This window comes from Streptomyces sp. RG80, assembly GCF_040446465.1.
Taxonomy (GTDB): domain Bacteria; phylum Actinomycetota; class Actinomycetes; order Streptomycetales; family Streptomycetaceae; genus Streptomyces.
The window spans coordinates 652,339-674,591 of sequence record NZ_JBEAAJ010000006.1; the positions used below are offsets into that span (position 1 = coordinate 652,339).

At 70.1% G+C, this 22,253-nt stretch carries 23 protein-coding genes and 1 pseudogene; 8 read left to right on the forward strand and 16 right to left on the reverse strand.

Annotated features, from left to right (window positions below; translation table 11 throughout):
- Positions 1 to 74: 74 nt before the first annotated feature.
- A complete protein-coding gene (locus tag ABKA17_RS23715) occupies positions 75 to 767 on the reverse strand; it encodes a TetR/AcrR family transcriptional regulator (RefSeq protein WP_353694197.1) in 693 nt (230 codons plus the stop codon).
- A gap of 104 nt (positions 768 to 871) precedes the next feature.
- Here ABKA17_RS23715 and ABKA17_RS23720 point away from each other — a divergent pair, with 104 nt between their 5' ends.
- The 5 genes from ABKA17_RS23720 to ABKA17_RS23740 all read left to right on the forward strand — a co-directional run bounded on the left by ABKA17_RS23720 (position 872) and on the right by ABKA17_RS23740 (position 4,702).
- The gene (locus ABKA17_RS23720) at positions 872 to 1,810 is read left to right on the forward strand and encodes an NADP-dependent oxidoreductase (protein ID WP_353694198.1); all 939 of its coding nucleotides are present in this window, start codon (positions 872 to 874) and stop codon (positions 1,808 to 1,810) included.
- Between the two features lie 28 nt (positions 1,811 to 1,838).
- Entirely contained in the window at positions 1,839 to 2,519 is a 681-nt protein-coding gene (locus tag ABKA17_RS23725) for an SDR family NAD(P)-dependent oxidoreductase (protein ID WP_353694199.1), read from the forward strand.
- Between the two features lie 76 nt (positions 2,520 to 2,595).
- Positions 2,596 to 2,967 (forward strand): DoxX family protein, encoded by a 372-nt coding sequence (locus tag ABKA17_RS23730; protein ID WP_353694200.1) that lies wholly within the window; start codon positions 2,596 to 2,598, stop codon positions 2,965 to 2,967.
- 38 nt (positions 2,968 to 3,005) lie between these two features.
- The gene (locus ABKA17_RS23735; protein WP_353694201.1) at positions 3,006 to 3,644 is read left to right on the forward strand and encodes an NAD(P)-dependent oxidoreductase; all 639 of its coding nucleotides are present in this window, start codon (positions 3,006 to 3,008) and stop codon (positions 3,642 to 3,644) included.
- A gap of 17 nt (positions 3,645 to 3,661) precedes the next feature.
- Complete coding sequence (locus ABKA17_RS23740) at positions 3,662 to 4,702, forward strand: LLM class flavin-dependent oxidoreductase (protein WP_353694202.1); 1,041 nt, start codon at positions 3,662 to 3,664, stop codon at positions 4,700 to 4,702.
- Between the two features lie 297 nt (positions 4,703 to 4,999).
- On the opposite strand, the gene ABKA17_RS23745 is transcribed toward ABKA17_RS23740, so the two are convergent.
- Complete coding sequence (locus tag ABKA17_RS23745; RefSeq protein ID WP_353694203.1) at positions 5,000 to 5,911, reverse strand: helix-turn-helix transcriptional regulator; 912 nt, start codon at positions 5,909 to 5,911, stop codon at positions 5,000 to 5,002.
- A gap of 143 nt (positions 5,912 to 6,054) precedes the next feature.
- Between ABKA17_RS23745 and ABKA17_RS23750 the strand changes: the two genes are divergently transcribed.
- Positions 6,055 to 6,996: an NADP-dependent oxidoreductase gene (locus ABKA17_RS23750; RefSeq protein WP_353694204.1), complete on the forward strand. Its 942-nt coding sequence runs from the start codon at positions 6,055 to 6,057 to the stop codon at positions 6,994 to 6,996.
- A gap of 54 nt (positions 6,997 to 7,050) precedes the next feature.
- Here the strand turns inward: ABKA17_RS23750 and ABKA17_RS23755 are convergent, their stop codons facing one another.
- The gene (locus ABKA17_RS23755) at positions 7,051 to 7,695 is read right to left on the reverse strand and encodes an FMN-dependent NADH-azoreductase (protein WP_353694205.1); all 645 of its coding nucleotides are present in this window, start codon (positions 7,693 to 7,695) and stop codon (positions 7,051 to 7,053) included.
- Between the two features lie 308 nt (positions 7,696 to 8,003).
- Positions 8,004 to 8,729: a DsbA family oxidoreductase gene (locus ABKA17_RS23760; protein WP_353694206.1), complete on the reverse strand. Its 726-nt coding sequence runs from the start codon at positions 8,727 to 8,729 to the stop codon at positions 8,004 to 8,006.
- A gap of 105 nt (positions 8,730 to 8,834) precedes the next feature.
- Between ABKA17_RS23760 and ABKA17_RS23765 the strand changes: the two genes are divergently transcribed.
- Positions 8,835 to 9,236 (forward strand): winged helix-turn-helix transcriptional regulator, encoded by a 402-nt coding sequence (locus tag ABKA17_RS23765; protein ID WP_353694207.1) that lies wholly within the window; start codon positions 8,835 to 8,837, stop codon positions 9,234 to 9,236.
- Positions 9,237 to 9,368: 132 nt separating this feature from the next.
- Here the strand turns inward: ABKA17_RS23765 and ABKA17_RS23770 are convergent, their stop codons facing one another.
- The 9 genes from ABKA17_RS23770 to ABKA17_RS23810 all read right to left on the reverse strand — a co-directional run bounded on the left by ABKA17_RS23770 (position 9,369) and on the right by ABKA17_RS23810 (position 18,562).
- Positions 9,369 to 10,856, reverse strand: coding sequence for an aldehyde dehydrogenase (locus ABKA17_RS23770; RefSeq protein ID WP_353694208.1), 1,488 nt, complete (start codon positions 10,854 to 10,856; stop codon positions 9,369 to 9,371).
- A gap of 257 nt (positions 10,857 to 11,113) precedes the next feature.
- A complete protein-coding gene (locus tag ABKA17_RS23775) occupies positions 11,114 to 11,734 on the reverse strand; it encodes a dihydrofolate reductase family protein (protein WP_353694209.1) in 621 nt (206 codons plus the stop codon).
- Positions 11,734 to 12,240 carry an SRPBCC family protein gene (locus ABKA17_RS23780; RefSeq protein WP_353694210.1) on the reverse strand — a complete coding sequence of 169 codons (507 nt, stop codon included), beginning with the start codon at positions 12,238 to 12,240 and terminating at the stop codon, positions 11,734 to 11,736. The genes ABKA17_RS23775 and ABKA17_RS23780 overlap by 1 nt, the downstream gene beginning before the upstream one ends.
- A gap of 3 nt (positions 12,241 to 12,243) precedes the next feature.
- Positions 12,244 to 12,585 (reverse strand): ArsR/SmtB family transcription factor, encoded by a 342-nt coding sequence (locus tag ABKA17_RS23785; protein WP_353694211.1) that lies wholly within the window; start codon positions 12,583 to 12,585, stop codon positions 12,244 to 12,246.
- A gap of 65 nt (positions 12,586 to 12,650) precedes the next feature.
- A complete protein-coding gene (locus ABKA17_RS23790) occupies positions 12,651 to 13,325 on the reverse strand; it encodes an SDR family NAD(P)-dependent oxidoreductase (protein ID WP_353694212.1) in 675 nt (224 codons plus the stop codon).
- A 163-nt stretch (positions 13,326 to 13,488) separates the two neighbouring features.
- Positions 13,489 to 14,406, reverse strand: a complete 918-nt coding sequence (locus tag ABKA17_RS23795) for a hypothetical protein (protein WP_353694213.1) — start codon at positions 14,404 to 14,406, stop codon at positions 13,489 to 13,491.
- The gene (locus tag ABKA17_RS23800; RefSeq protein ID WP_353694214.1) at positions 14,403 to 16,502 is read right to left on the reverse strand and encodes a PEP/pyruvate-binding domain-containing protein; all 2,100 of its coding nucleotides are present in this window, start codon (positions 16,500 to 16,502) and stop codon (positions 14,403 to 14,405) included. Before ABKA17_RS23800 ends, ABKA17_RS23795 begins: the two co-directional genes overlap by 4 nt.
- A gap of 6 nt (positions 16,503 to 16,508) precedes the next feature.
- The gene (locus ABKA17_RS23805) at positions 16,509 to 17,201 is read right to left on the reverse strand and encodes a DedA family protein (protein ID WP_353694215.1); all 693 of its coding nucleotides are present in this window, start codon (positions 17,199 to 17,201) and stop codon (positions 16,509 to 16,511) included.
- 659 nt (positions 17,202 to 17,860) lie between these two features.
- The gene (locus ABKA17_RS23810) at positions 17,861 to 18,562 is read right to left on the reverse strand and encodes a TetR/AcrR family transcriptional regulator (protein ID WP_353694216.1); all 702 of its coding nucleotides are present in this window, start codon (positions 18,560 to 18,562) and stop codon (positions 17,861 to 17,863) included.
- A 135-nt stretch (positions 18,563 to 18,697) separates the two neighbouring features.
- On the opposite strand from ABKA17_RS23810, the gene ABKA17_RS23815 reads away from it, so the two are divergent.
- Complete coding sequence (locus tag ABKA17_RS23815; protein WP_353694240.1) at positions 18,698 to 19,063, forward strand: DUF805 domain-containing protein; 366 nt, start codon at positions 18,698 to 18,700, stop codon at positions 19,061 to 19,063.
- A gap of 32 nt (positions 19,064 to 19,095) precedes the next feature.
- Here ABKA17_RS23815 and ABKA17_RS23820 read toward each other — a convergent pair whose 3' ends face one another.
- The 3 genes and pseudogenes from ABKA17_RS23820 to ABKA17_RS23830 all read right to left on the reverse strand — a co-directional run.
- The gene (locus ABKA17_RS23820) at positions 19,096 to 21,111 is read right to left on the reverse strand and encodes a beta-galactosidase (RefSeq protein ID WP_353694217.1); all 2,016 of its coding nucleotides are present in this window, start codon (positions 21,109 to 21,111) and stop codon (positions 19,096 to 19,098) included.
- Between the two features lie 47 nt (positions 21,112 to 21,158).
- On the reverse strand, positions 21,159 to 22,043 hold the full coding sequence (locus tag ABKA17_RS23825; protein ID WP_353694218.1) for a carbohydrate ABC transporter permease: 885 nt from the start codon (positions 22,041 to 22,043) through the stop codon (positions 21,159 to 21,161).
- Positions 22,040 to 22,253 (reverse strand): annotated as a pseudogene (locus tag ABKA17_RS23830) (sugar ABC transporter permease); the annotation flags it as partial. The gene ABKA17_RS23825 and the pseudogene ABKA17_RS23830, both read right to left, overlap by 4 nt.

Consider the following 22,253-nt stretch of genomic DNA (forward strand, 5'->3'; position numbering starts at 1 on the left):
ACGTTGCATTGAGTGCGCACAGCCACCAAGTACCGCGTACCGCCCCGTCCTCCGCAGGTCCAAGAGGCTGCTCCCTAGGCGGTGCCCGGTCCTGTTTGTGAGAGGCGGACCATGGCGCGGTAGAGGGCGGTGGGCGCTGGGGCTTCGGGCAGTGGGGGGATCGGGGCGCCGGGGGCGGCGTAGGAGCGGATCATGTGGCCGACGAGGCGGCGCCAGGTGTCGGGGGCTGCCTCGCCGGTCGCGGTGACGACTCCGGCGTTGGCGATGAGCAGGATGACGACGTCCTGGTGGGTGAAGTCATCGCGCAGGTGCCCGGTGTCCTTGGCGCGGGTGATGAGTTCGAGCAGCCGGTCGTAGGCCTCGGCGCGGCGGGCCTCGAGCGCCTTGGCGGAGGGGAAGGTCATGGCCAGGACGTCGGCGAAGCCGCGGTCGGCGGCCTGCATGGCGCACACGGCGTGGAGGTATCCGATGAAGCCGTGCCAGGGGTCGGGGTCGGCCAGTGCCTCGGCGACGGCGTCGGCGTAGGCGTCCATGCGGTCGGCGAAGACCGCGTTGACGAGTTCCTCCCGGGTGGCGAAGCGACGGCCGAGCGTGGCTTTGCCGACACCTGCCTCGCGGGCGACGGAGGCCATGGAGACGCCGAGGCCCTTGGTGGCGTAGAGGCGGCGGGCGGCGGCCAGGATGAGGCAGCGGTTGCGTTCGGCGTCGGCGCGCAGTCCCTTGCCGGGCTCCTGGCACGGCGTCTGGCCGGAAGAGGACGTGGTCATGCCCCCACTCTACCCAAGTGGAACGGGTGGACCGTTTCTGCTGTACGGTGAGTGACCATGAAAGTGGGACGACCGGCCCACTTACTTGAAAGGGTGGTGCTGTCATGCGTGCTTTCACGCTCGAATCCGTTCCCTCGGCCCCTGCTGTGACCAAGGTGGACACTCCTCGTCCTCAGGCCGGGGAACTGCTGATCAAGGTGGCCGCCGCCTCGTTGAACGGCATCGACATCGCCACCGCCGCCGGCTACACGCAGGCGTTCATGGAGCACCGCTACCCGCTGGTTCTCGGCGGGGACTTCGCGGGCACCGTCGAGGCGCTCGGTGTGGGCGTGGACGGATTCGCGGTCGGCGACGCGGTCTTCGGTGTCGTGATGAAGCCGTACCTGGGCGCCGGGTCGCTGGCCCAGTACGTCACCGTGCCCGCCGGCCACGGAGTCGTCCGCATCCCCGCGGGCCTGGAGGCGGGGGACGCGGGCGCGCTGGGCGTGGCCGGGGCCACCGCCCTGGGGAGCCTGGACGCGGTGGCCCTGGCCGAAGGCCAGACGCTGCTGATCTCCGGGGCGGCCGGCGGGGTGGGTGGGCTGGCGGTGCAGCTCGCCGCCGCCCGTGGCGCGAAGGTGATCGCGACCGCCCGTCCCGGCGCGCAGACCGACTTCGTCACCGGCCTGACCGACGCCACCGTCCACGTGGTCGACTTCACCGGTGACCTGGAAGGACAGGTCCGCGCGATCGCCCCGGTCGGTGTGGACGCGGTGCTGCACCTGGCGGGCGACGGCGCCCAGCTGGCCGCTCTGCTGCGGCCGGGCGGACAGCTCGCCTCCGCCACCGGTCTGGCCCAGGACGACGTCAAGGGGCATGACGTCACCGTCCACACGATCATGGCCAACCCCACCGCCCAGATCCTGACCTCGCTGGCCGAACAGGCAGCCTCCGGCGCGCTGCGTGTGCCCGTCACCGCCACGTACCCACTGGAACGGGCCACGGAGGCATTCGCCGCTTTCACCTCCGGTACGCCGGGCAAGATCGCCGTCTCCTGCTCCTGAGATCCCCCACTTACGAAGAGAGTTCAGCATGCCCACCATCGCCGTCATCGGCGCCGGCCCCGGCATGGGGCTGGCCATCGCCCGTACCTTCGGCAGCCGTGGCTTCGACGTCGCCCTGATCGCCCGTACCAAGGAGAAACTCCAGACCTTGGTCGGCCAACTCGGCCAGGAAGGCATCACCGCGGAGGCGTTCACCGCCGATGTCGTGGACCGGCCCTCCCTGACCGCAGCCCTGGACGCGGTGAAGGCCCGCTTCGGCGGCATCGACGTACTGGAGTACTCACCCGCCCCGCACTCCCCGGTGCCCGGCCATGTCCTGGCCGCTCCCTCCGAGGTCACGGTGGACAACCTCCAGCCGCAGATCGAGTACGTCCTCTACGGCGCCGTCACGGCCGCTCAGGCGGTCCTGCCCGCGATGCGGGAGGCCGGCGCCGGGACCCTGCTGTTCACCTCCGGCGGCGGTTCCGTCGACCCGGTGCCGATGCTCGGCAACGTCAACGCGGCCGGTGCGGCGCTGCGCAACTGGGTCATCAACCTGAACAAGGAGCTGGCAGGCACCGGTGTGCACGCCGCACATGTGGCGATCAACGTCTGGATCGGTGGGGGAGGCCCGGAGGGCTTCCCGACGGCCGAGTCCGACGAAATCGCCCCGCTGTACTGGGAACTTCACGAAAAGCGCGACCGCTCCGAGGCCGTCTTCAACGCCTGACCGGCCACCACCCCGCTCCAGGGAGGGGGCATCCGCTCCCTCCCGCCCCGTCCCCCCATTCTCAAGGAACCCGTACGTGAACGTCTTCTTGTGGATAGTCCAGGCCGTGCTGGCCGCCATGTTCGCCATGGCCGGTGTCATGAAGTCCACTCAGCCCAAGGACAAGCTGGTCGGCCAGCTGCCCTGGACGGCCGACTTCTCCCAGGGCACCGTCCGCCTCATCGGCATCGTGGAGTTCGCCGCTGCCCTCGGTCTGATCCTGCCCGCGGCGACTGACATCGCTCCCGTGCTGACCCCGCTCGCCGCGACCGGACTGGCCGTGCTGATGGCGCTGGCCGCGACCACCCACGCCCGCCGCAAGGAACCCGGCGCGATCGCCTTCAACGCCGTCCTGCTGATCCTGGCAGCCCTGCTGGCCTGGGGCCGCTTCGGCCCGTACAGCTTCTGAGCCCGCCGCCCCTGACTGCCACCGCGAGGACCATCCTGATGCGTGTCACTGTCTTCGGCGCGACCGGCGCCATCGGCCGGCTCGTCGTCCAGCAGCTCCTGGACGCCGACCACCAGGTCACCGCCCTGGTCCGCACCCCGGCCAAGCTCGACCTCGCCCACTCCCACCTCACGGTCGTCACCGGCCAGTTGTCCGACCGTGAGGCCATCGAGAAGGCCGTCAGCGGCGCGGACGCGGTGATCAGCGCGCTCGGCCCGTCCCTGAAGCGGTCCACGACCGGCACCGCGGTCACCGACGGGACCCGTACCATCGTGCAGGCCATGGAGGCGCAGAGGGTGGCCCGCATCATCGCCCTGGCCACCCCGTCCTTGGCCGATCCGCAGGACAAGCCGCACTGGAAGCACAAGGTGCTGCCCGTCGCGGCCGGGCTGCTGTTCCCCAACGCGCTGGCCGAGCTGAAGGGCATGACCGAGGCCGTCACCGGCTCCGGCCTCGACTACACCATCGCCCGCATCACCAACCCCACCAACAAGCCCGCCACCGGCCATGTCCGCTCCGGGTTCCTCGGCCACGACAAGGTCGGTTCAGCCATGAGCCGCGCGGACATCGCCGCGTTCCTCGTCTCGCAGCTCACCGACGCCCGCTACCGGCGGGCCATGCCCGCCATCAGTAACTGACTCAGGACCGGCCCGCCATGACCTTCGAACTCGGCGTCTACTCCTTCGGCAACACCCCGCGCCTGCCCGACGGCAGCCACGGCCCCACCGCCCAGGCGCTCCGCGACGTACTGGAGGCCATCAAGCTCGCCGACGACGTGGGCCTGGACTTCTTCGGAGTCGGCGAGCACCACATGCGGGCGATGCCGCTGTCCTCGCCCACCTCCGTGGTCAACGCCGCCGCGGCCGTCACGCACCGGATCAGGCTCGGCACCGCGGTCACCGTCCTGTCGACCGACGACCCGATCCGGGTCTTCCAGCAGCTCGCCACCGCCGCGTCCCTCGCTCCCGGACGCGTCGAACTGGTCGCCGGACGCGGCTCGTCGACGATCACGTTCCCGCTGTTCGACCACGATGAGCACGACTACGACATGCTCTACGCGTCAAAACTCGACCTGCTGATAGCGGTCAACGCCGCCGAGAACGTCACCTGGCACGGCCCCCACCGCAGGCGCCCGCTGCAGGACGTCACCGTCTTCCCCCGCCCCGACGAGCCGCTGAAGATCTGGCTGGGCACCGGCGGCAGCCCCAACTCGGTGGGCCGAGCAGTGGAGTTGGGCCTGCCGATGTTCCTCGGCATCCTCGGCGGCACCCCCGAACACTGGGCGCGGTACGGGCGCGCCTACCGCGCCGCGTGGGCCCAGGCCGGCCATCCCGCCGAGCGCGCCGACATCGCAGTCGCCGTGCACGGATTCGTCGCCGAGTCCGGCGCCCAGGCCCGGTCGACGTATCTGGAGTACGAGCACCGCATGATGGCCGAGGGCATGGCCGAACTGGGCCGCCCCGCCCCCTCTCGCGCCGACCGCGCAGCGGCCCTCGAACCCGGCGGCATGGTCTTCGTCGGCAGCCCCGACGAGATCGCCGACCGCATTCTCCACCTGCACGGACTGCTCGGTCACACCCGCCAGATCCTTCAGATGGACGTCGGCGGCATGCCCCAGCGCGACTTCCTGCGCGCCATCGAACTGCTCGGCACGAAGGTGCTCCCACAGATCCGCGCCGAGCTGGCAAACCCGTGATCCGGAGCCGTCTCCGCCGCGACGGCACCTGCCAACGCCTTGCGCCCTGCGCCATACGGCCGACTCCCTCATACCCGTCGCGTCAGTTACGTCTACGACAGCCAGGGCAGCCTCGTCGGGAACCAGGGCGGTACCAGGTGGACCGCCACCATGTGGATCGAATGCCTCTGACAGCGGGCAACCGCCTTCAGACAGGCGGATAGAACGCCGAAGCCCCCGCCACCCGCTCGGACAAGGTGGCGGCAATTTCACCTCTGGTGTGCGCATCCGTCACGACGGCGTCCGTTGCAAGGACGCTCAGGGGGTCGACGGACTCGCGTCTCCGTCGGACTCCTGTGCCGCGGCGGAGACCTCCTGAACGACCGCGTCGGGCCGGTCGGCAACCCAGCTCAGCAGCATCTCGAGGGCCTCAGCCGTCGGTGAGCCGGGCCGCGGCAGATAGGTGAGCAGCGAGCGATCGGGGCGTGCGGGCACCGTCAGCATGTGGTAGTCGAACTCGAGCGTGCCGACGACCGGGTGCACGATACGGGTCACGCCCAGCCGCTTCTCCCGTACGTCGCCGGTCGCCCACAGCCGCCGAAACGGCTCGCTGCGGATGGCCAACTCACCGACCAGCGCTGCCAGCTCGGCGTCGTCGGGTCGGCGCCCGGTGAGCAGACGCAGCTGGGCGACCGACTCCGCGGCCATCGCCTCCCAGTTCGCGTACCGGGCTCGGGCCTCCGGGTGCAGGAACAGCTGGCGTGCCGCGTTGCGGGGCTGCGGCATGCCGCTCACGTCGAACACGGCCTCGGCCGCCGCGTTGGCCGCGACGATGTCGAGGCGGGCGTCGAGGAGCAACGCGGGCGCGTCCCCCATGGCTTCCAGCAGCCGGACCAGCGGCTCGTCGGGCACCACTCTCGATGCGCGTGGCGTGGCCCTCACCTGGGCGTCGGCTCGACGCGGGCGAGCCAGGTTGCGGAGGTGCTCGGTCTCCACGTCCGAGAGGGAGAGCGCCTGCGCCACGGCGTCCAGCACCTGGTCGGAGACCTGGGGGGTACGCCCCTGCTCCAGGCGTTGGTAGTAGTCCGGGCTGACACCGGCGAGCAGGGCGACCTCCTCGCGCCGCAGCCCCGGCACCCGCCGCCGCGTGAGGCTGGGGGGCAGCCCGGCCTGTTCGGGCGTGATGCGCTCGCGTCGGGTGCGCAGGAACTCACCGATGGTCGTCTCCACCCCATCGACGGTACGCCGCAGGCGGCAGCCCTGCCTGGCCCTGCTGGACCCAGGTAGAAGTGGACCTTCCTCGCAGGTCACCCGTGGACGAACGTCGGACCCGCGCCTTCCACACGGGACGCGCGGAGAGGAAGTCAGGACAGATGCGTGCAGCAGTAGTGAGGGAGTTCGGCGGCCCCGAGGCGATCGAGGTCGTCGAGGTGGCGACGCCCGTGCCGGGGCCCGGAGAGGTACTGGTCAAGGTGGCCGGCGCCACGGTCAACTTCGCCGACGTCATGGTGCGCACGGGGCTCACCGTCCAGTACGGCGCGACCGCGGCACGCCCGCAGTTCGGCCTCGGCACGGATGTGGCGGGCACGGTCGCCGCGCTGGGCCAGGGCGTCACCAAATTCGCCGTGGGTGACGCCGTCCTCGGCACCCAGGAGCGACTGGACCGGCCGTTGGGCACGCAGGCCGAGTACGTCGTACTCGAAGACTGGGAACTCGCACCCGTGCCGAGTGGAACAGACCTGGTGGGCCTGGCCACGGTCGGGCTGAACGCGACCACCGCCGACCAGGCGCTGGACGAGCTGGCCCTGGAGCCCGGGCAGTGGCTGCTGGTGTCGGGCGCCGCCGGCGGGGTCGGGCTCTTCACGGTCGAGCTTGCGCGACTGCGGGGGCTGAACGTCGTCGCCCAGGCGGGACCGGGCGACGAGAAGCTCGTCCTGGAGGCCGGTGCGCGGCTTTTCGTCTCACGCGACGACGACCTGGTGCCCACGGTGCGCCGGCTGGTGCCCGGCGGTGTGGACGGCGCGGTCGACGCGGCCAACCTGGCCGCCGGGGCGGCGGACGCCGTACGGCACGGCGGTGCGTTCGTGTCGCTGCTCAACTCCGCGCCCCAGTCGCGCCGCGAAGTACGGATGACCGACATGGCCTGGCACACCGACGCCGAGCGACTGGCCAAGCTGGCGGCCTATGCGGGCGCCGGCCTGATCAGCCTGCGGGTGGCGAAGACCTATCCGCTGGAGCAGATCGCGGAAGCCCACAAGGCCCTCGCCTCGGGCGGGCTGCGAGGCCGGATCGTCCTGGTCCCGGACCATGGGTGACAGGAGCCTGGTCGCGATGAGGTGATTCGAGGGGCGCACGGTGGTCGTCTCCGGTCAGGCCGCTGTGGGTTCGCCGACTGTTCGGGCCCAGCGTCGGGCCTGGTCGTGGGCGTCGGCCAGGGATGCTTCGTGCAGTGGGATGAGGGGGGTCATCGCCGGGGTGTGGGGAGCCAGGGTGAGCTCTGGGGTCACTGTGGTCAGGTCGAGTCCGAGTGTGTGTGAGTGGCCCAGGATCACCTCTAGGGCGGGCACGACGTGGTCCAGGCCGTGGTTGGGGGCGCCGGGGCCGTAGCCGCCGCCGCGCGCGGAGATCACGACGGCCGGACGGCCGGCGACGGGGGAGCCGTTGACGAAGTCCAGGGTGCGGTCCGCGACCATGATCTGGTCCAGCCATGCCTTGAACACGGAGGGCATCGAGAAGTTGTACATCGGCACGGTGAACAGATAGGCGTCGGCACCGAGGAACTCCTCGATGAGCTCGTCCTGGATCGAGGAGGCCTTGGTCTGTTCCGGGGTGTGCTGGGCGGGGTCGGTGATGCGGGCGGTGATGCCTGCTGCGGTCAGGTGGGGTGCGGGCGAGATCGCGAGGTCACGGTGCACGACCGGGCCGTCCCACGCTGCGCGGAGGGATTCGGCGACCTGGCGGGAGACCGAGCCGGAGCCCAGGGAGGAGGAGTCGATGTGGAGCAGGTAGGACATGGGGGCTGCCTTTCAGTGGGGTGAGGTCCCGGATCGCAGCAGGGTATGGATGTGCTCGTGGTGGACCCGGGGAAGTGGAGCCTTCGGCCGGCTGCGCCCGCGCAGATGAGGGCGGTGGTGCCTATGGGCAGGCGGGGGAGAGGGCCGGTGCCAAGGCGCGCTGGCAGGCCGCTGCCTGTGCTCGAGAGGCGGTGGTCCTGCCGTCGGTGAGCGCGGCGAGAAGGCGATCAAGACGTCCGTGTGAGCGTGGCTGATCAGCCTGGTGGTGAAAAGGGAGGCGGAGAAGGAAGCCTGTTGGCCTGGGTGGATCAGCCGTGCGCGGCGTGGTCCGCCGGAACCGCGCAACCGTCCGGGCCGCAGACCGCCGCGTCACTCCCGGCGACGAGCACGGTCGGGTGGGTCTCGCCCCAGGCCTGACGCATGATCCCGAGCAGGGCGTCGGTGTCCTGCGCCCCGGGGATGCCGTACCGGCCGTCGACCACGATGAACGGTGCGCCGGTGGCCCCCAGTCGCTGTGCCTGTTCCAGGTCGTCCTGCACCTGCTGCCGGTACCGGCCCTCAGTGAGCACACGGCGGGTTTTCTCGCGCTCCAGGTCGATCTCGTCGGCCAGGTCGAGCAGGTCGTCGAGGCCGAAGACGGGCTGTGCCTGACCGAAGTAGGACCGGAAGACGACGTCCCACGCGACGCGGTTCTTGCCCTCGGTCGAGGCGTGGGCGAGGAACTCGTGGGCGAGCCGCGTGTTGCCGACCTGGTTGTCCAGCACCCGGTAGGGGCTCAGGCCCTCCTGCTCGGCCATCGCTTCGATCTGGCGGGTCGTCGTCTCCAGGTGGGCGCCGGCCAGGCCGTACTTGCGGGATGTGGCCTCGCGCACGCTGATCGTGCTGCCGACGGCGAAGCTGTCGCTGATCGGGAACGAGCGGTGGATCACCTCCACCTCGTCGCCGTGCTCGAACCGCTCCACGGCGCGGTCCAGGCGATGGCTTCCCAGGCCGCACCAGGGGCAGGTGATCTCGGACCAGATCTCGACTCTCATGACGCACCTCCAATTCCTACTCTTTGTGCGTAGCGTCATGATGGACCAGTATGGAAGGCCGTACAAAAGGCACATCGATGTCTGTGCCGGAGGGGAATGTGCGCCATGGGCACCGCAGACCGTCCTGAACTCGCCGCGGGTCGGGGGCCGTGCGCAGGCATCCCGGCCGAGCAGATGGTCTTCGTCCGGCAGGTGCTGGACCGGGTCGGCGACAAGTGGAGCATGCTGGTGATCGCCGTCCTGGAGGCCGGCCCGCTGCGCTACACCGACCTGCAGCGCGAAATTCCCGGCATCTCCCAGCGGATGCTCACCGTCACCGTGCGCCAGCTCCAGCAGGACGGCCTCGTGACCCGAACCGCCTACGCGGAGGTGCCGCCGCGCGTGGAGTACGCCCTCACCCCTCTCGGCCGCAGCCTCCACCACGTCGTCACGTCCCTGATCAGCTGGGTCGCGGACCATCAGGACCAGATCCGCGAACACCGGGCTCACGACGCCACCGCGCCCTGACGGCCGTGGCGGCGCGTTGGTCGACCTGCTCCGCCGCGGGCGGGTGACCATCACGCGTCCGCAGGCGTGCAGCTCCGTGAATCCCTCGCCTCGGCACGACGAGTCCGTGGGCCCGGGTCGTCCACGCGGCGGCTAGAGCGTCACGAGCGGCTCGCCGTCGAGGAAGATCGCGTGCGTGTTGTAGAAAGCGTCGAGCCCCTCGGGGCCGAGTTCGCGCCCGTAACCCGATTGCTTGACGCCACCGAACGGCACCCCGAGATCGATGGTGATGCCGTTGTTGATCGAGACCGTGCCGCTGCGGATCTTGCGTGCGACCTCGAGGGCATGCTGCTCGTCCCTGCCGAAGACGGCGGCGTTGAGGCCGAACTCGGTGTCGTTGGCCAGCCGGATCGCCTCGGCCTCGTCCTCGTCGCGGTAGGTCAGCACCGCGGTCACGGGGCCGAAGATCTCCTCCTGTGCGACACGGGAATCGGGCGTCACGTCGGTGATGATGGTCGGCTGGACGTAGTAGCCCTTGTCGAACCCCGGCGCGCGGCCGCCGCCGACGGCGAACGACGCGCCTTCCTGGCGGGCCGTCTCGAAGAAGCCGAGGACCTTGTCGTAGTGCGCCTTGTTGATCATCGGGCCGACCGTCGCTTCCGGGTCGGTCGGATCGCCGACCTTGACCTGTGCGAACGCCTCGGCCAGCGCCCCGACGATCTCGTCCTTGCGGCTCTCCGGAACGATCAGCCGGCTCGGATTCGTGCACACCGCCCCGTTGTTGTTGCAGACATTGATCGTCAGCGTGTAGACGATCCGCTCGAGATCCGCGTCCGGCAGGATCAACGCCGGGGACTTCCCGCCGAGTTCGAGCGTGACCTGCTTGAGCGTGGGCGCCGCGGCCGCGGCGATCGCGCGCCCCACGCCCGTCGATCCGGTGAACGTCACCTTGTCCACGCCCGGGTGGCTGACGAGTTCCTGGCTCTGCTCGGGACCGGCGGTGAGGACGTTGATCACACCCGCCGGCAGGCCGACCTTGAGTGCGGCGTCCGCGACGTATCCGGCGCTCAGCGGCGAGAAGTCGGACGGCTTCATGATGATCGTGCAGCCGGCCAGGAGCGCCGGGGGAAGCTTGAAGGCGGCAAGACCGAGCGGAGCGTTCCACGGCACGATCGCAGCTACGACGCCGACGGGCCGCTTCTCGATACGCGCGGTGACGCCGCTCAGTCCGGTACGGACCTCGTGGAGGTCGGTCGCATCGGCGAGGCTCGCGTAGTAGCGCAACATACCGGCGAAGGCCAGCGGGTTGCCGCGGGCGGCACCGAGGACCAGCCCGGTCTCGGCCGTCACCACCTCGGCGACGGCGTCCGCGTGCTGCTCGATCTCGTCGGCGAGCGCGAGCAGGTAGCCGGCTCGTTCCTTCACGGACAGCTGGGGCCAGGGTCCCTCGTCGAACGCGGTCCGTGCGGCCTGCACCGCGGCATCCACGTTGGTACTCGATGCCAGTGCGACCCTGCCGAACGGCTCTTCCGTCGCCGGATTGATCAACGACTGCGAGCGGCCGTCCGTGCTCGGGCGCCACTCGTTGCCGATGAACAGATCCCGCTCGATCACGGGGACCGACTGATCCTGAAGTGCCATGGAGAACTCCTCTTCCTCTCCGCGCCTCCCGTGTGGACGGCGCGGATCCGACGTTCGTCCACCGACGGGCCACGAGGAAGGCCCGCTGTTACCTGGGTCCGGCAGGACCAGGCAGGACTGCCGGCAGCGGCGTACCAGACTGAACTACCGCTGGGGGGCTGCCAGTTACGCAGCTGTTCACGGTGGCCGTAGTGGCCTGCTGATCCAAGCGTGTGCGACGTCGGTGCTCGGGTCGCTGAGGTGGAGTGGTGGCGCGGCTACCGTGGGTGCACGGTGTAGGTCAGGTGCGTCACTCGCGACGACGGCTCCGAACGGACCGGCTCCAGCGCGACCTTGGACGCGTCCACGCCCTCGAACAGGCGGATTCCGGAGCCGAACAGCACGGGTGACAGCGCGATCGAGAACTCGTCGATCAGGCCCGCGTTCACGTACTCCAGGATCGTCGCGCCGCCGCCGGCGATGCGGACGTCGCGGTCGCCGGCGGCCTCGCGGGCCTGGCCGAGCGCTGTCTCGATGCCGTCGTTGACGAAGTGGAAGGTGGTTCCGCCCGGCCGCTCCCAAGGGTCACGCTTCTCGTGCGTCACGACGAAGACCGGCGTGTGGAACGGCGCCTTGTCCGGCCACATCTTCTCGCCGGCGTCGAACATGCGCTTGCCCATCACGCTCGCACCTGTGCGCTCGAACGTCTCCCGCGCGATGTCGTTGTCGCGGCCCTCCTCGCCGCCCTCGCCCAGCTGCAGGTTCTCCCGGAAGAACCGCAGCGGAAAGACCCATTGCTGCAGTTCCATCCACTGCCGCCCCATCAAGTCCCCGAGGGACGCGGGCGCGATGAACCCGTCCAGCGACATCGACACGCTGAAGAACACCTTCCCGGCCATCAGCCCTCCGCCCCCTTCCGAACGATCTCGGTGACGTAGGCCGCCAGGTTGCTCAGCGTCTGCCGACCGCCCTCGACCGCGCGGTACTTCTCGACCGCCTCGTCGCGCAGTTCCCTCGTGAGGAACACAGTGCGCATCACGATCCGGGTCGCCGCGCCGTCGGGCGTGAAGGCCAGGACCGACTCGAAGGCGTTCGGGTCGTCGCGGAACTCTCCATGCAGCAGCTCGATCCGCTCCGCGGGGACGATCCGCAGCCAGCGGATCCACTCGGAGTAGTCGGTCCCGTCCGGCCCGTGCAGCACGAAGACCCACTCCCCGCCTTCGCGGAACTCGAAGGACCGCGTGGTGGTGGTGAACCCCTCCGGCCCCCACCACCGTGACAGGTGCCGCACCTCGGTGAACGCCTCGAACACCAGCTCCCGTGGGGCGTCGATGACCCGAGAGATCACGATCTCCCGATCGGCCGTCGTCGACTCCGCCCGCGTGTCTCGCCTCGCCTCTGCCATCGGTCAACCCTCCTGACGTGTCTGCTTGAGCTCCTGAACGTAGGTGTCGAGCCGGCCGAAGCTCTCGTTCCAGAACTGCTCGAATCCGCCGACCCACTCGTGGACCGGCCGCAGCCCTCGGGCGTCCAGGCCGTAGAGCCGCTGCTTGCCTTCCCCGCGGACCCGCACCAGCCCCACTTCCCGGAGCACCCGCAGATGCTTGGACGCGCCCGGCTGGCTCATCCCCAGCTCCCGGGCCACATCGCCCACCGGCCGCTCTCCAGCCCGCAGCAGCACCAGAATCTCCCGGCGCTGCGGCTCGGCGATCGCGTTGAACGCGTCCGACGTCGTCGCTGCTCGTGCCATGCAAGCCATCGTATTCCCATATAGGAATACGTCAAGTCGGTTGGGGGGCGGGCCGGGGTGCCGTCTCAGAGGCTGAAGACGAGTTCGGCCTGGTCGCGCTTGGTGGTGTGCAGGTCCCAGTAGACGGGGGAGATCTCCTCGGGTTGGGCCGTCGGGAAGCCCGGGACGGCCGGGGTGCCGATCGACACGTCGATGCCGACGTGGGCGGCCTGGACGCCGGTGCCGTCCAGCTCCTTGTGCAGGTTGATCACCCAGTTGCGCAGTGCCGCTGCGGCGGCGTTGACGTTGCCGACCTGTGGGACCGGGTCGATCGAGCCGGCGCCGGTGGTGTAGAGCAGAGTGCCCGCGCCGGCCTCCCGCATCGCTGGCAACACCGCCTTGGTGGCGGTGATGGCACCGTAGAGCTGGAACTCGATCTCGTGCTGAACGTGGGCCGGTTCCGCCTCGGTGGGGGTGACCAGCGTCGTGGTCAGGGCCGCGACCGGGGAGTACTCCAGGACGTCGATGCGACCGAACCGGGCGGCGGCGTCCTTGAGGGCCTGGGTGAGTGCGTCGCGGTCGAGTACGTCCGCGGGGAAGGCGGCGGCGGTGATGCCCTCGGCGGTGAGCGTGCCGACGAGACCGTCGAGCTTCTCGGGATTGCGGGAGATCAGGGCGACGTCGTAGCCCTGGGAGCCGAAGGTGCGGGCGATGGCCAGGCCCAGCTGGGGTCCGGCTCCGATGATGGCGATGCTGGTCACAATGATCCTTTCCCAAGCTCAGTCGAAGGAAGATGCATTCGGAAAGGTCTATCCGTATCGCAACCGGATAGGCCTTTCCGGTTCACTGTTGCCACCGTACACCATGAAATGGATAGGGCGTACCGGTTGCCCATCGACCTCTCCCGTGCTTCTTGGTAGACCTTCAGCTCCGGTGTTCCGCCTGTCCTTCGCCCAGGACGACGGCGGTGGTGCGATTGGTGTTGGCGTCCTGGAGGCAGCCGCGCAGGCGCATCACGTCGTGCGGTGGCAGGGCGGGGCGGATGACGCCGGTGTAGACGCCGTCGTTCATACGGTTCAGCGTGGCGCTGTCGTTCGCGGCCGCGGTGGACCGGCGGCAGGTCTCCCACAGGTCCTGCGCGGCCAGTTGGACGGCCCTCTCGCTGCGGTCGCCGTACGTCTCGACGCGGAAGACCATCGTGGTGCTCGCCGAGGCGGGGGCCTCCTCGGCCCGGGTCTGGGTCGCGTCCGCCAGGGCGGACCACAGAACGGGCACCAGGAGCAGGCCACCCACGGCCGCCGTGAGGGTGAGCAGCTTGCGGCCGGTGCGGGTCGGCGGTACCGCCGGGCGGCTCTCCAGAGGTGCGGTCGCGGTGAGCGGCGGGGCGGTCAGCGCCGCCAGGCGTCCGGCCAGGCGGCGCTCGGCGCCTGGCCGAGCGGTGGCTCCGGCCACCTTCTGGATGACCATGGCGATCCCGGACAGGGCCGCGCCGGCCACCATGAGGACGGGGACGAAGACGAACGTGCGATGCGTGCCGTTCAGCTCCGTCCGGTCCACGGAGGCCAGCCAGTTGAAGCGGTTCGGCACCGGGTCACGGGTCTGTTCGAGACGCTTGCGGACCTCCTCGACGCGGGCGTCGGACTGCTCCAGCCGTCCTTCCAGGCGGCTCAGGCGAGTGAGGAGCAGGACGGTGGCGAGGAAGACCTCGACGATGATGAGCAGGGCGGCGGAGATCAGGGCCCGCTGCCATTCCCAACGGGTCAGGTACAGGACGGTGTAGTAGCCGGCGTAGGCGGCGGACAGGCCGCCGAAGGTGTAGCCGACCAGTCTGATGGCCTTCATGCCGCGGACTCCTCACGTGTCGAAGCAGATTCCGGTGCCGCACCGGCGGTGTCGCCCACGGTCACTTCTCCTGTCCCGCCGTCGACGGTCAGTGGTGTTCCGGCGGGGAAGCGGTCGACGGCCGCCGGGACGCCGACCGCGGTGGGCACCCGGTATTCGCGGGCCAGCACCGCGAGGTGGGACAGGGCGCTGCCGGTCTCCGCGACGAGCCCGGTCAGGCCCGGCAGCAGTGGGGCCAGGGCGGGGTCGAGGGAGCGGACCACGAGCACGGGGTGCTCGGGGCGGTGGCCGTGGCCGTCCCAGGCCGTTCCGGTGCCGAAGCCGCCGCCGGCCCCCTGGCCCTCGCCCGAGGTCCGGTGTCCGGGCGGGAGTTGGGCCACGGGGTGGCCGTCGGCCAGACGGAAGGCTGCCGGCAGCGGACCGGTGTCCTCGCGGGGCAGTCGCTCGGCGAGATCGGCCGGCAACCCCTTGCCGTCCGCCGCCTCGACCAGTTCCTCCCAGCGCAGCAGCACCAGACGGGAGGACCCGAACCCGCACTCACCGACGTCCACGCGCTGCGCGAGTTCCCGCACCATCTGCGCCTGCATTTCCTGCACCCAACGGATGCGTAGCCTCAGCGCCTCCCGTACGGGCAGGGCGCCCACACCGCGCGGTGCCGTGGTCCATCCGGTCTGTTCGGGCAGCGGTGGGCGGTCGCCGAGGGTCGGTGGGAGCAGGGCCAGCAGAACGGGGTGGCGTTCCAGGAGCTGCTCGTCGCTCAGGCCCCGCCTGCGGCCTTCTGTCAGTTCCGCGAGGGCTTCGCCTGCCGCGGTGGCGCCGCTGCCCGCGCCGAGGAGCGCGCCTGCCAGGGACTCCTGGGCGTGCAGGGACGACAGGACGTGCCGGCCCCAGGCGACGGCGTCCAGCAGCTGGCCGCTGAGCATTTCCCGGGGCGGGGGGAAGTCGGACAGCTGCCGGTCCACGTCCGCTGTCAGGTCGACGGCCAGCAGCGGCAGCGCCGACCGCAGCCGCCCGATCCGCCAGGCCGCGCCCGCCCGGCGGGCCCCCGGCGCCGGGTTGATGAAGTCCAGGACGGGACGGGCGGACGGGACGGCGCCCAGCAGTCGCAGATCGGCGGCGGCCCGTCCCTCCACGCTGGTCACCACCGGCAGCCTGCGCAGTTGTCGCCGGGGCGCGGCGCCGGCGATGTCGAGGGCGAGGGTGAGGCCGTGGGACATCGGGGCCACCCACAGGTCCTCCTCGAGTGGCTGGAGCACCCCGGGCAGGGTCTCGGCGACCGGACCGGGGCCCAACAGACGTGCTCCGCGCAGCGGTCGGGCCGCCATCGCGGTGATGGGCCGGGCCTGGAACAGCCACAGCTTTCCGTCGGCGTCGAAGCCGAACTCCATGTCCTGGGGTCCGCCGAACGCCCGCTCGGTCCTCTTGGCCAGGTCCACCAGCCCCACTCGCCGCCGGTGGGACAGGAGCCGGTGACCGCGTGCCTCGGCCGGGTCGGTGCGCACAAGCCGGGCGAGGCGGGTCAGTTGATAGCGCACGCCCTGGGTGCTGCCGTCGACGAGTTGGTGCGGCCCGCCGGGCACCGCGCTGACGAGGATCCGGTCGGTGCGGCCCTCGACCGGGTCGGCGCCGAACATCACGCCGCCGACGGTGGACCGGAGCATCGGCTGCACCAGCACCGCCATTCCGTCCCCGTCCGGGTCCTCCGCCGGTGGGCGCAGCGGCCTGACTCGTCCGGCCGAGTCGAGGACGATCTGCACCGCGATGGTGAACTCCTCCCAGCCCCGCACATCCAGCACCGACTCGAACCGCCCCGCCATGGAGGAGTCCTCGGTGTCCTCGTGGGCGGAGGACGAACGCACGACCAACGCCCGCTCCTCGGGGCCGGCCAGTGCCCGCCACGCGGAGCGCACCGCGTCCTCCCCGGTGGCCGCCCCCGGTGCCTGATCGGTGGGCACCAGCACGAACCCCGGCAGCACGGGCAGCCCCGCCAAGGCGGCACGGGCCAGGTTCGAGGCCCTGGCGCCGGTGACGGTCGCGTCCTTGGCACGTTCCGCGTCCAGCGGTACGACCGCCAGTTCCGCACCCTTGAATCCCATGGGCCACTACTCCTTCGAAGAGGTGATGAGGTGGCTCGGTTCCTGTTCAGCGCGCCGAACGGCCGCGCCGGAGGCCACCACGACGGCCGACACCTGCGCGCCGCCGCGGCGACGCCTGAGCAACCACACGAGACCGAACAGCGCCACAGCCACGGCGGCGAACACGGCCGCGCCGATCGGTCTGGCCGCGTGCAGGAGGTCGGTGGCGGCGGCGCCGGCGAAGTAGCCCAGGAGCACATTTCCGATTCCCCAGATCAGCGAGGCGACGGTGCTGAAGAGGAAGAAGCGGTGATACGGCATGCCGGACGCCCCGGCGGCGAACGGCAGGAAAGTACGTACGAACCCGATGAACCGGCCCCCGACGACCGCCGCCCCGCCGTGCCGCATCAGGAAGTCATGGGCCTGTCCGATCCGGCTGCCGGGCCGTGCCCGGTGCATCAGCCGGGCGTTCGGCCGTCGCCCGTACCAGTGCCCCAGGGCGTAGCCGAGACTGTCGCCGGTCATACCACCGGCCACGACAAGGACGGCGAGGAGCACGGGGTTGAGGTCGCCTCGGCCCGCGATCGCGGACGCGAGGAGGATGACGGTCTCGCCGGGCAGCAGTACACCGATGAAGGCGCTGGTCTCGCCGGCCGTGAGGACGAACACGACGAGGTACGACCACCATCCGGCGGCCTCGATCCAGGACCCGATGTCCATGGCTGTCAGCCCGCCTCTCGCAGCGGGGCGGGTTCCGGGGTGCGCGTCGGTTCAGGCGCCTGGGCGCGCGGCCGGAACGGCAACACCCGTCCCCGCGAATCCCCGGCGTGCAAGGCGTTCGCGGGCCCGCGTGGCTGCTTCGCCTTCTCGTACGGAAGGTGTCCTGCGGCGTACCACGCCAGAAGGGGTACGGCGATGGATGGCAGCGCCGCGAGCCACAGGCGGCCCCCGGTCGACGCCCCGGTAGCCACCGCGAACAACGCGGGGGGTGTCCAGCCGGTCTCGACGTAGGTCTCCTTACGGACGGACACGAGGAGGAGGCCGGAACACGCGGCCAGGCAACTCACCCGATCGCCCCGGCATCGTGCGCCAAGCTGCTCAGACGCTGCGTCTTGGCCGCTTCCCACAGCGGCATGACGCGCGCTGTCTTCTGCTTTGTCCTGTGGGGCGTCAGGGATGGGCCGGTCCGAGGCGACACGGATTGGGGCATGGGGGCCTCCTGATCGGTCAGCGGCGCGTCGTCTGGGGCGTGCCGACTGTGTCTGCCGTTGATCGAATTAAGTGGGCCGGTCGGTCCATTTATTTCTCGTAGGAGATGTGATGTGCGTCACTCGACGGCTATGTGGGGAGCGGGGCGTGTCTCGGCCCGGCCCTCGAGGTCAGTTGCTCTTGCCCGGCGGTGGCGTGGAGGTGGCCTGGCCGGCGCGGAGCATGGCCTTGTAGAGGGGTTCGTGCCCGGGTGAGGCGGGCAGGGGGCCGCGCGCCGGGGTCTCCAGGGACTGGATGAGCAGGGCGACGACGCGTCGCCAGGCGTCGGGGGCGGAGTCGCCGGTGGCGTTGACGATGCCGGCGTTGGCCATGTGGATCAGTACCAGGTCCGAGGGGTCGAAGTCCTCACGCAGACGCCCGGTGGCCTTGGCGCGCTCGATGAGGCTCAGCATGGCCTCGTAGGCCTCGCTTCGGCGTTGCTCCAGGACCTTGGCGGTGGGGAAGGTCATGGTCAGGACGTCGGCGAAGCCGTTGTCGGCGGCCTGCATGGCGCAGGCGGCCTCGATGTAGCCGACGAAGCCGTTCCAGGGGTCGGGGTCGTCCAGGGCGACGGCGACCGCGTCGGCGTAGGCCCCCATGCGGTCGGAGAAGACGGCGTCGACCAGTTCTTCCTTGGTGGGGAAGCGGCGGAACATGGTGGCGATGCCGACCCCCGCCTCGCGGGCCACGGAGGCCATGGAGGCGTTCAGTCCGTCCCTCGCGAACACCGTGCGCGCGGCGGCGATGATCCGCTCCCGGTTGCGCTCGGCGTCACTGCGCAGAGGCGGCTGCTGAGCGGCGTGACCGTCGGAGTGGTGGGCGCCAGTGTTCATGGCGGCGAGTCTAGCAATCGGATTGCCTTATCCATTTCTGGTGCTACGCTCGCCCCGTCGAACCGGAGTGACCTATCCGGATCGTGAAGTGGATAGTGCTATCCAATTTCTGCGAAAGGATCCGCCGTGACCAGCATGTCGTTCACCGATGCGGTACGCACGTGCCTCACCAAGTACGCCACCTTCTCGGGTCGCGCCCGGCGCGCGGAGTACTGGTGGTTCTCGGTGGTGTACGTGATCGCCACCCTTGTGATCGCCGGAACCAGCCTCGCGATCGAGGTCCCGCTGCTGAACATCCTCCTGCTTCCCTTCGTCGCGCCCATGCTGACCGTCTCGGTCCGACGGCTGCACGACACCGGAAAGTCCGGCCGGAGGATGCTCATCGCCCTGATCCCGGCCGCCGGTCCGATCATCTACCTCGTGGGCATGACGCGGGACGGTGCCCCGGGCGCCAACCAGTACGGCCCTTCACCCAAAGCCGTCGCGCACCTCGTCGGCTGAGCAGGTCACCCGCGCGACACACCCGCGCCCGGTCAGCGTGGCTCACGGACGACGGCAACGCCTCCCGGTGGGACGCTGACGGTGCCGGAGACCGGCTTGCCGGTAAGGAGTTCGACGCCTTCGGCGAGCACTTCGGCGCCCTTTCCGGTGTGGTCGATGAGGAACAGATAGTCGGCCTCCGCACCCCGGCGCCGGACGACCTCGACCCCGACGGGTATGTCCTGCTCCGGTGTGACGCCGGCGTCCTGACGGATACGGTCGAGCAGGGCGGCGAGCGTGTCCTGGTCGGGCCGGGTGGCCACATACCAGGCGATGCCGTCGCCGTGCCGGTGGCGAGTGACGGCAGGGTGGCCCGCCAAAGGGCCGTCGGCGTACGTGACCACGGACTGCGCGCCCGTGAGCCGAACGCGTTCCGACCACAGATCGGCCATCGCCCCGGCAGGGACGTCGCCGGCCAGGCCGGTCGTCGTCCCCGGCAGCAGGGGGAAGAGCTCGTCGGTGATCACGCCGAGCACATCGCGGAACGCGCCGGGGTAACCGCCCAGGTACACATGGGCGTTCTCGTCGACCATGCCGCTGTGGAAACCGACGGCCAGGGTGCCCCCGCGCTCGGCGAACCGGGTGAGGTTCGCCGCGGCCGTCTCGGTCACCAGGTACAGCGACGGCGCCAGAACGAGTTTGTAGCGGTCGAGTCGGGGGTCGTCGGCTCGTACGAAGTCGACGGACACTCCGGCCCGCCACAGCGGGGTGTACCAGTCCCGCACCAGGTCCTGGTAGCGCAGCTCGCCGCTGGGCTGGGAGGGCAGTTCCAGTGCCCAACGGGCGTCCCAGTCCCACACGATGGCCACCTCGGCCGTGACCGCGGAGTCCCGCACTTCGGCCAACGCCTTGAGGTCGGCGCCGAGTTGGACGACGTCGCGCCAGATCTGGCTGTCGGTGCCGGCGTGCGGGAGCATCGCCGAGTGCCACTGCTCGGCGCCGGCTTTCGCCGCCCGCCACTGGAAGAACGCGATGCCGTCAGCGCCGTGGGCCACGTGCGCGAGCGCGTTGCGGCGCATTTCCCCGGGGAGCTTGGCGCGGTTGACGGGCTGCCAGTTGACGGCGCCGGTCGAGTGCTCCATGAGGAACCACGGGCCGCCCGCGAGTGACCGCATCAGGTCGCCGTGGAGGGCGATGTCGACCTCGGACTCCGGGTCGTCGGACAGCAGATAGTGGTCGTTGGAGAGGATGTCCAGTTCGGGTGCCCAACGCCAGTAGTCGAGAGCGTCGATGGTGCGCAGGATCAGGAAGTTGGTGGTGGCGGGGGTGTCCGGAGCGGCCCGGCGCAGTACCTCGCGTTCGGCGGTGCACAGGGAGAGCAGCTCGTCGGAGCAGAAGCGGCGCCAGTCGAGCCGGTGGGTGGGGTTCGGGGGCGCCGCGGTGGTTCGGGGCGGCTGGATCTGGTCCCACGAGTAGTACCACTGACTCCAGAAGGTGGTGCCCCAGGCGTGGTTGAGGGCGTCCAGGTCGTCGCCGTAGCGGGCGCGCAGCCAGGTGCGGAAGGCGGCGGCGCTCATGTCGCAGTAGCAGGCGTCGTTGTGGCAGCCGTACTCGTTGTGGATGTGCCACATGGCGACGGCCGGGTGGGTGGCGTAGCGCTCGGCGAGGGCTTCGGTGATGCGTAGTGCCGCTCGGCGGTAGGCGGGGCTGGACGGGCAGAAGGTCTGGCGGCTGCCGTACGACAGGGTGCGGCCGTCCTTGTCGACCGGCAGCGCCTCCGGGTGCTTGCGGAAGAACCAGGCCGGCGGTGCCGCCGTCGGTGTCGCCAGATCGGCGGCGATGCCGTTGGCGTGGAGCAGGTCGAGGATCTTGTCCATGCGGGCGAAGTCGTAGACGCCCTCGGCCGGCTCCAGCAGCGCCCAGGAGAAGATACCGACGCTGACCATGGTCACCCCGGCCTCACGCATCAGGCGCATGTCCTCGGCCCAGACCTCTTCGGGCCACTGCTCGGGGTTGTAGTCACCTCCGTAGGCGATGCCGGGAATGCGAAGACGGCGTGCGGTACTCACTGGTGGTGCTCCGGGAGGGGTGTAGGGGAGGGGCAAGTGGGGACGTGTCAGCCCTTGTTGGCGCCCAGCGTGAGGCCGCCGACGAACTGCCGTTGCAGCACGAAGTAGACGATCAGGGTGGGGATCGCGGTGAGCAGGGCGCCGGCGGCGACCAGGTTGGGGTCGGTGAAGTACGCCCCGGTCAGGTTGTTCAGCGCGGAGGTGATCGGCATGTTCTCGCCGGTGGAGATGAGGACCAGGGCCCAGAAGAAGTCGTTGTAGATCCAGATGGACAGCAACGTGCCCAGGGCCGCCATCGCCGGACGGCACAGCGGCAGCACGATCTGCCAGTACATGCGCCATACCGAGGCGCCGTCGACCAGGGCGGCTTCGGTCAGTTCGTGCGGCAGCGAGCGCATGTAGTTGGCGAGTACGAAGGCGCAGAAGCCGGACTGGAACGCCACATGGATGAGGACCAGGCCGAGCGCGGAGTCGTACAGCTTGCCGGACATGGTGATGCCGGGCAGGTCGACGAGCAGGTAGAGGCGGTACAGCGGGGTGATGATGACCTGCTGGGGGAGCAGGTTGCCGGCCGTGAAGACCAGCAGCAGGGCGAGGTTGAGGCGGAAGTCGAAGCGGCTGACGTAGAACGCCACCATCGACGACAGGAACAGCGTCACCAGTACCGCCGGCACAGCGATGATCATCGTGTTGACGAAGTAGTGCCCCATGTCCGAATGCGTGAACGCGTTGGTGAAGTTGTCGAAGCTCAGTTTGTCGGGCCAGGACACGTAGCCCTTCTCGCTGGTCTCCGCGTACGGCCGCATCGCCGAGTACAGCGCCCACAGCAGCGGGGCGAGCCAGGCCAGCGCCGCGCCCGTGAGGAAGAGGTGCAGCAGGACCCGGGCGGGGCGCACGGGCGTACGGACCTTGGTCATGACGGTGGTGCTCATGCTCGTCGCTCCTTCCGGAAGGTGGACACCAGGTAAGGAATGATCACGACGAGCGAGATCAGCAGGAGGACGACCGCGATCGCGGAGCCGTATCCGATACGGCTGGACTCACCGATGATGTTGTTGGTCACCAGGATGGACAGCAACTCGGTGCCCTCGGCGCCCTTGTTGAAGACGAAGACCAGGTCGAAGGCGCGCAGGGCCTCGATG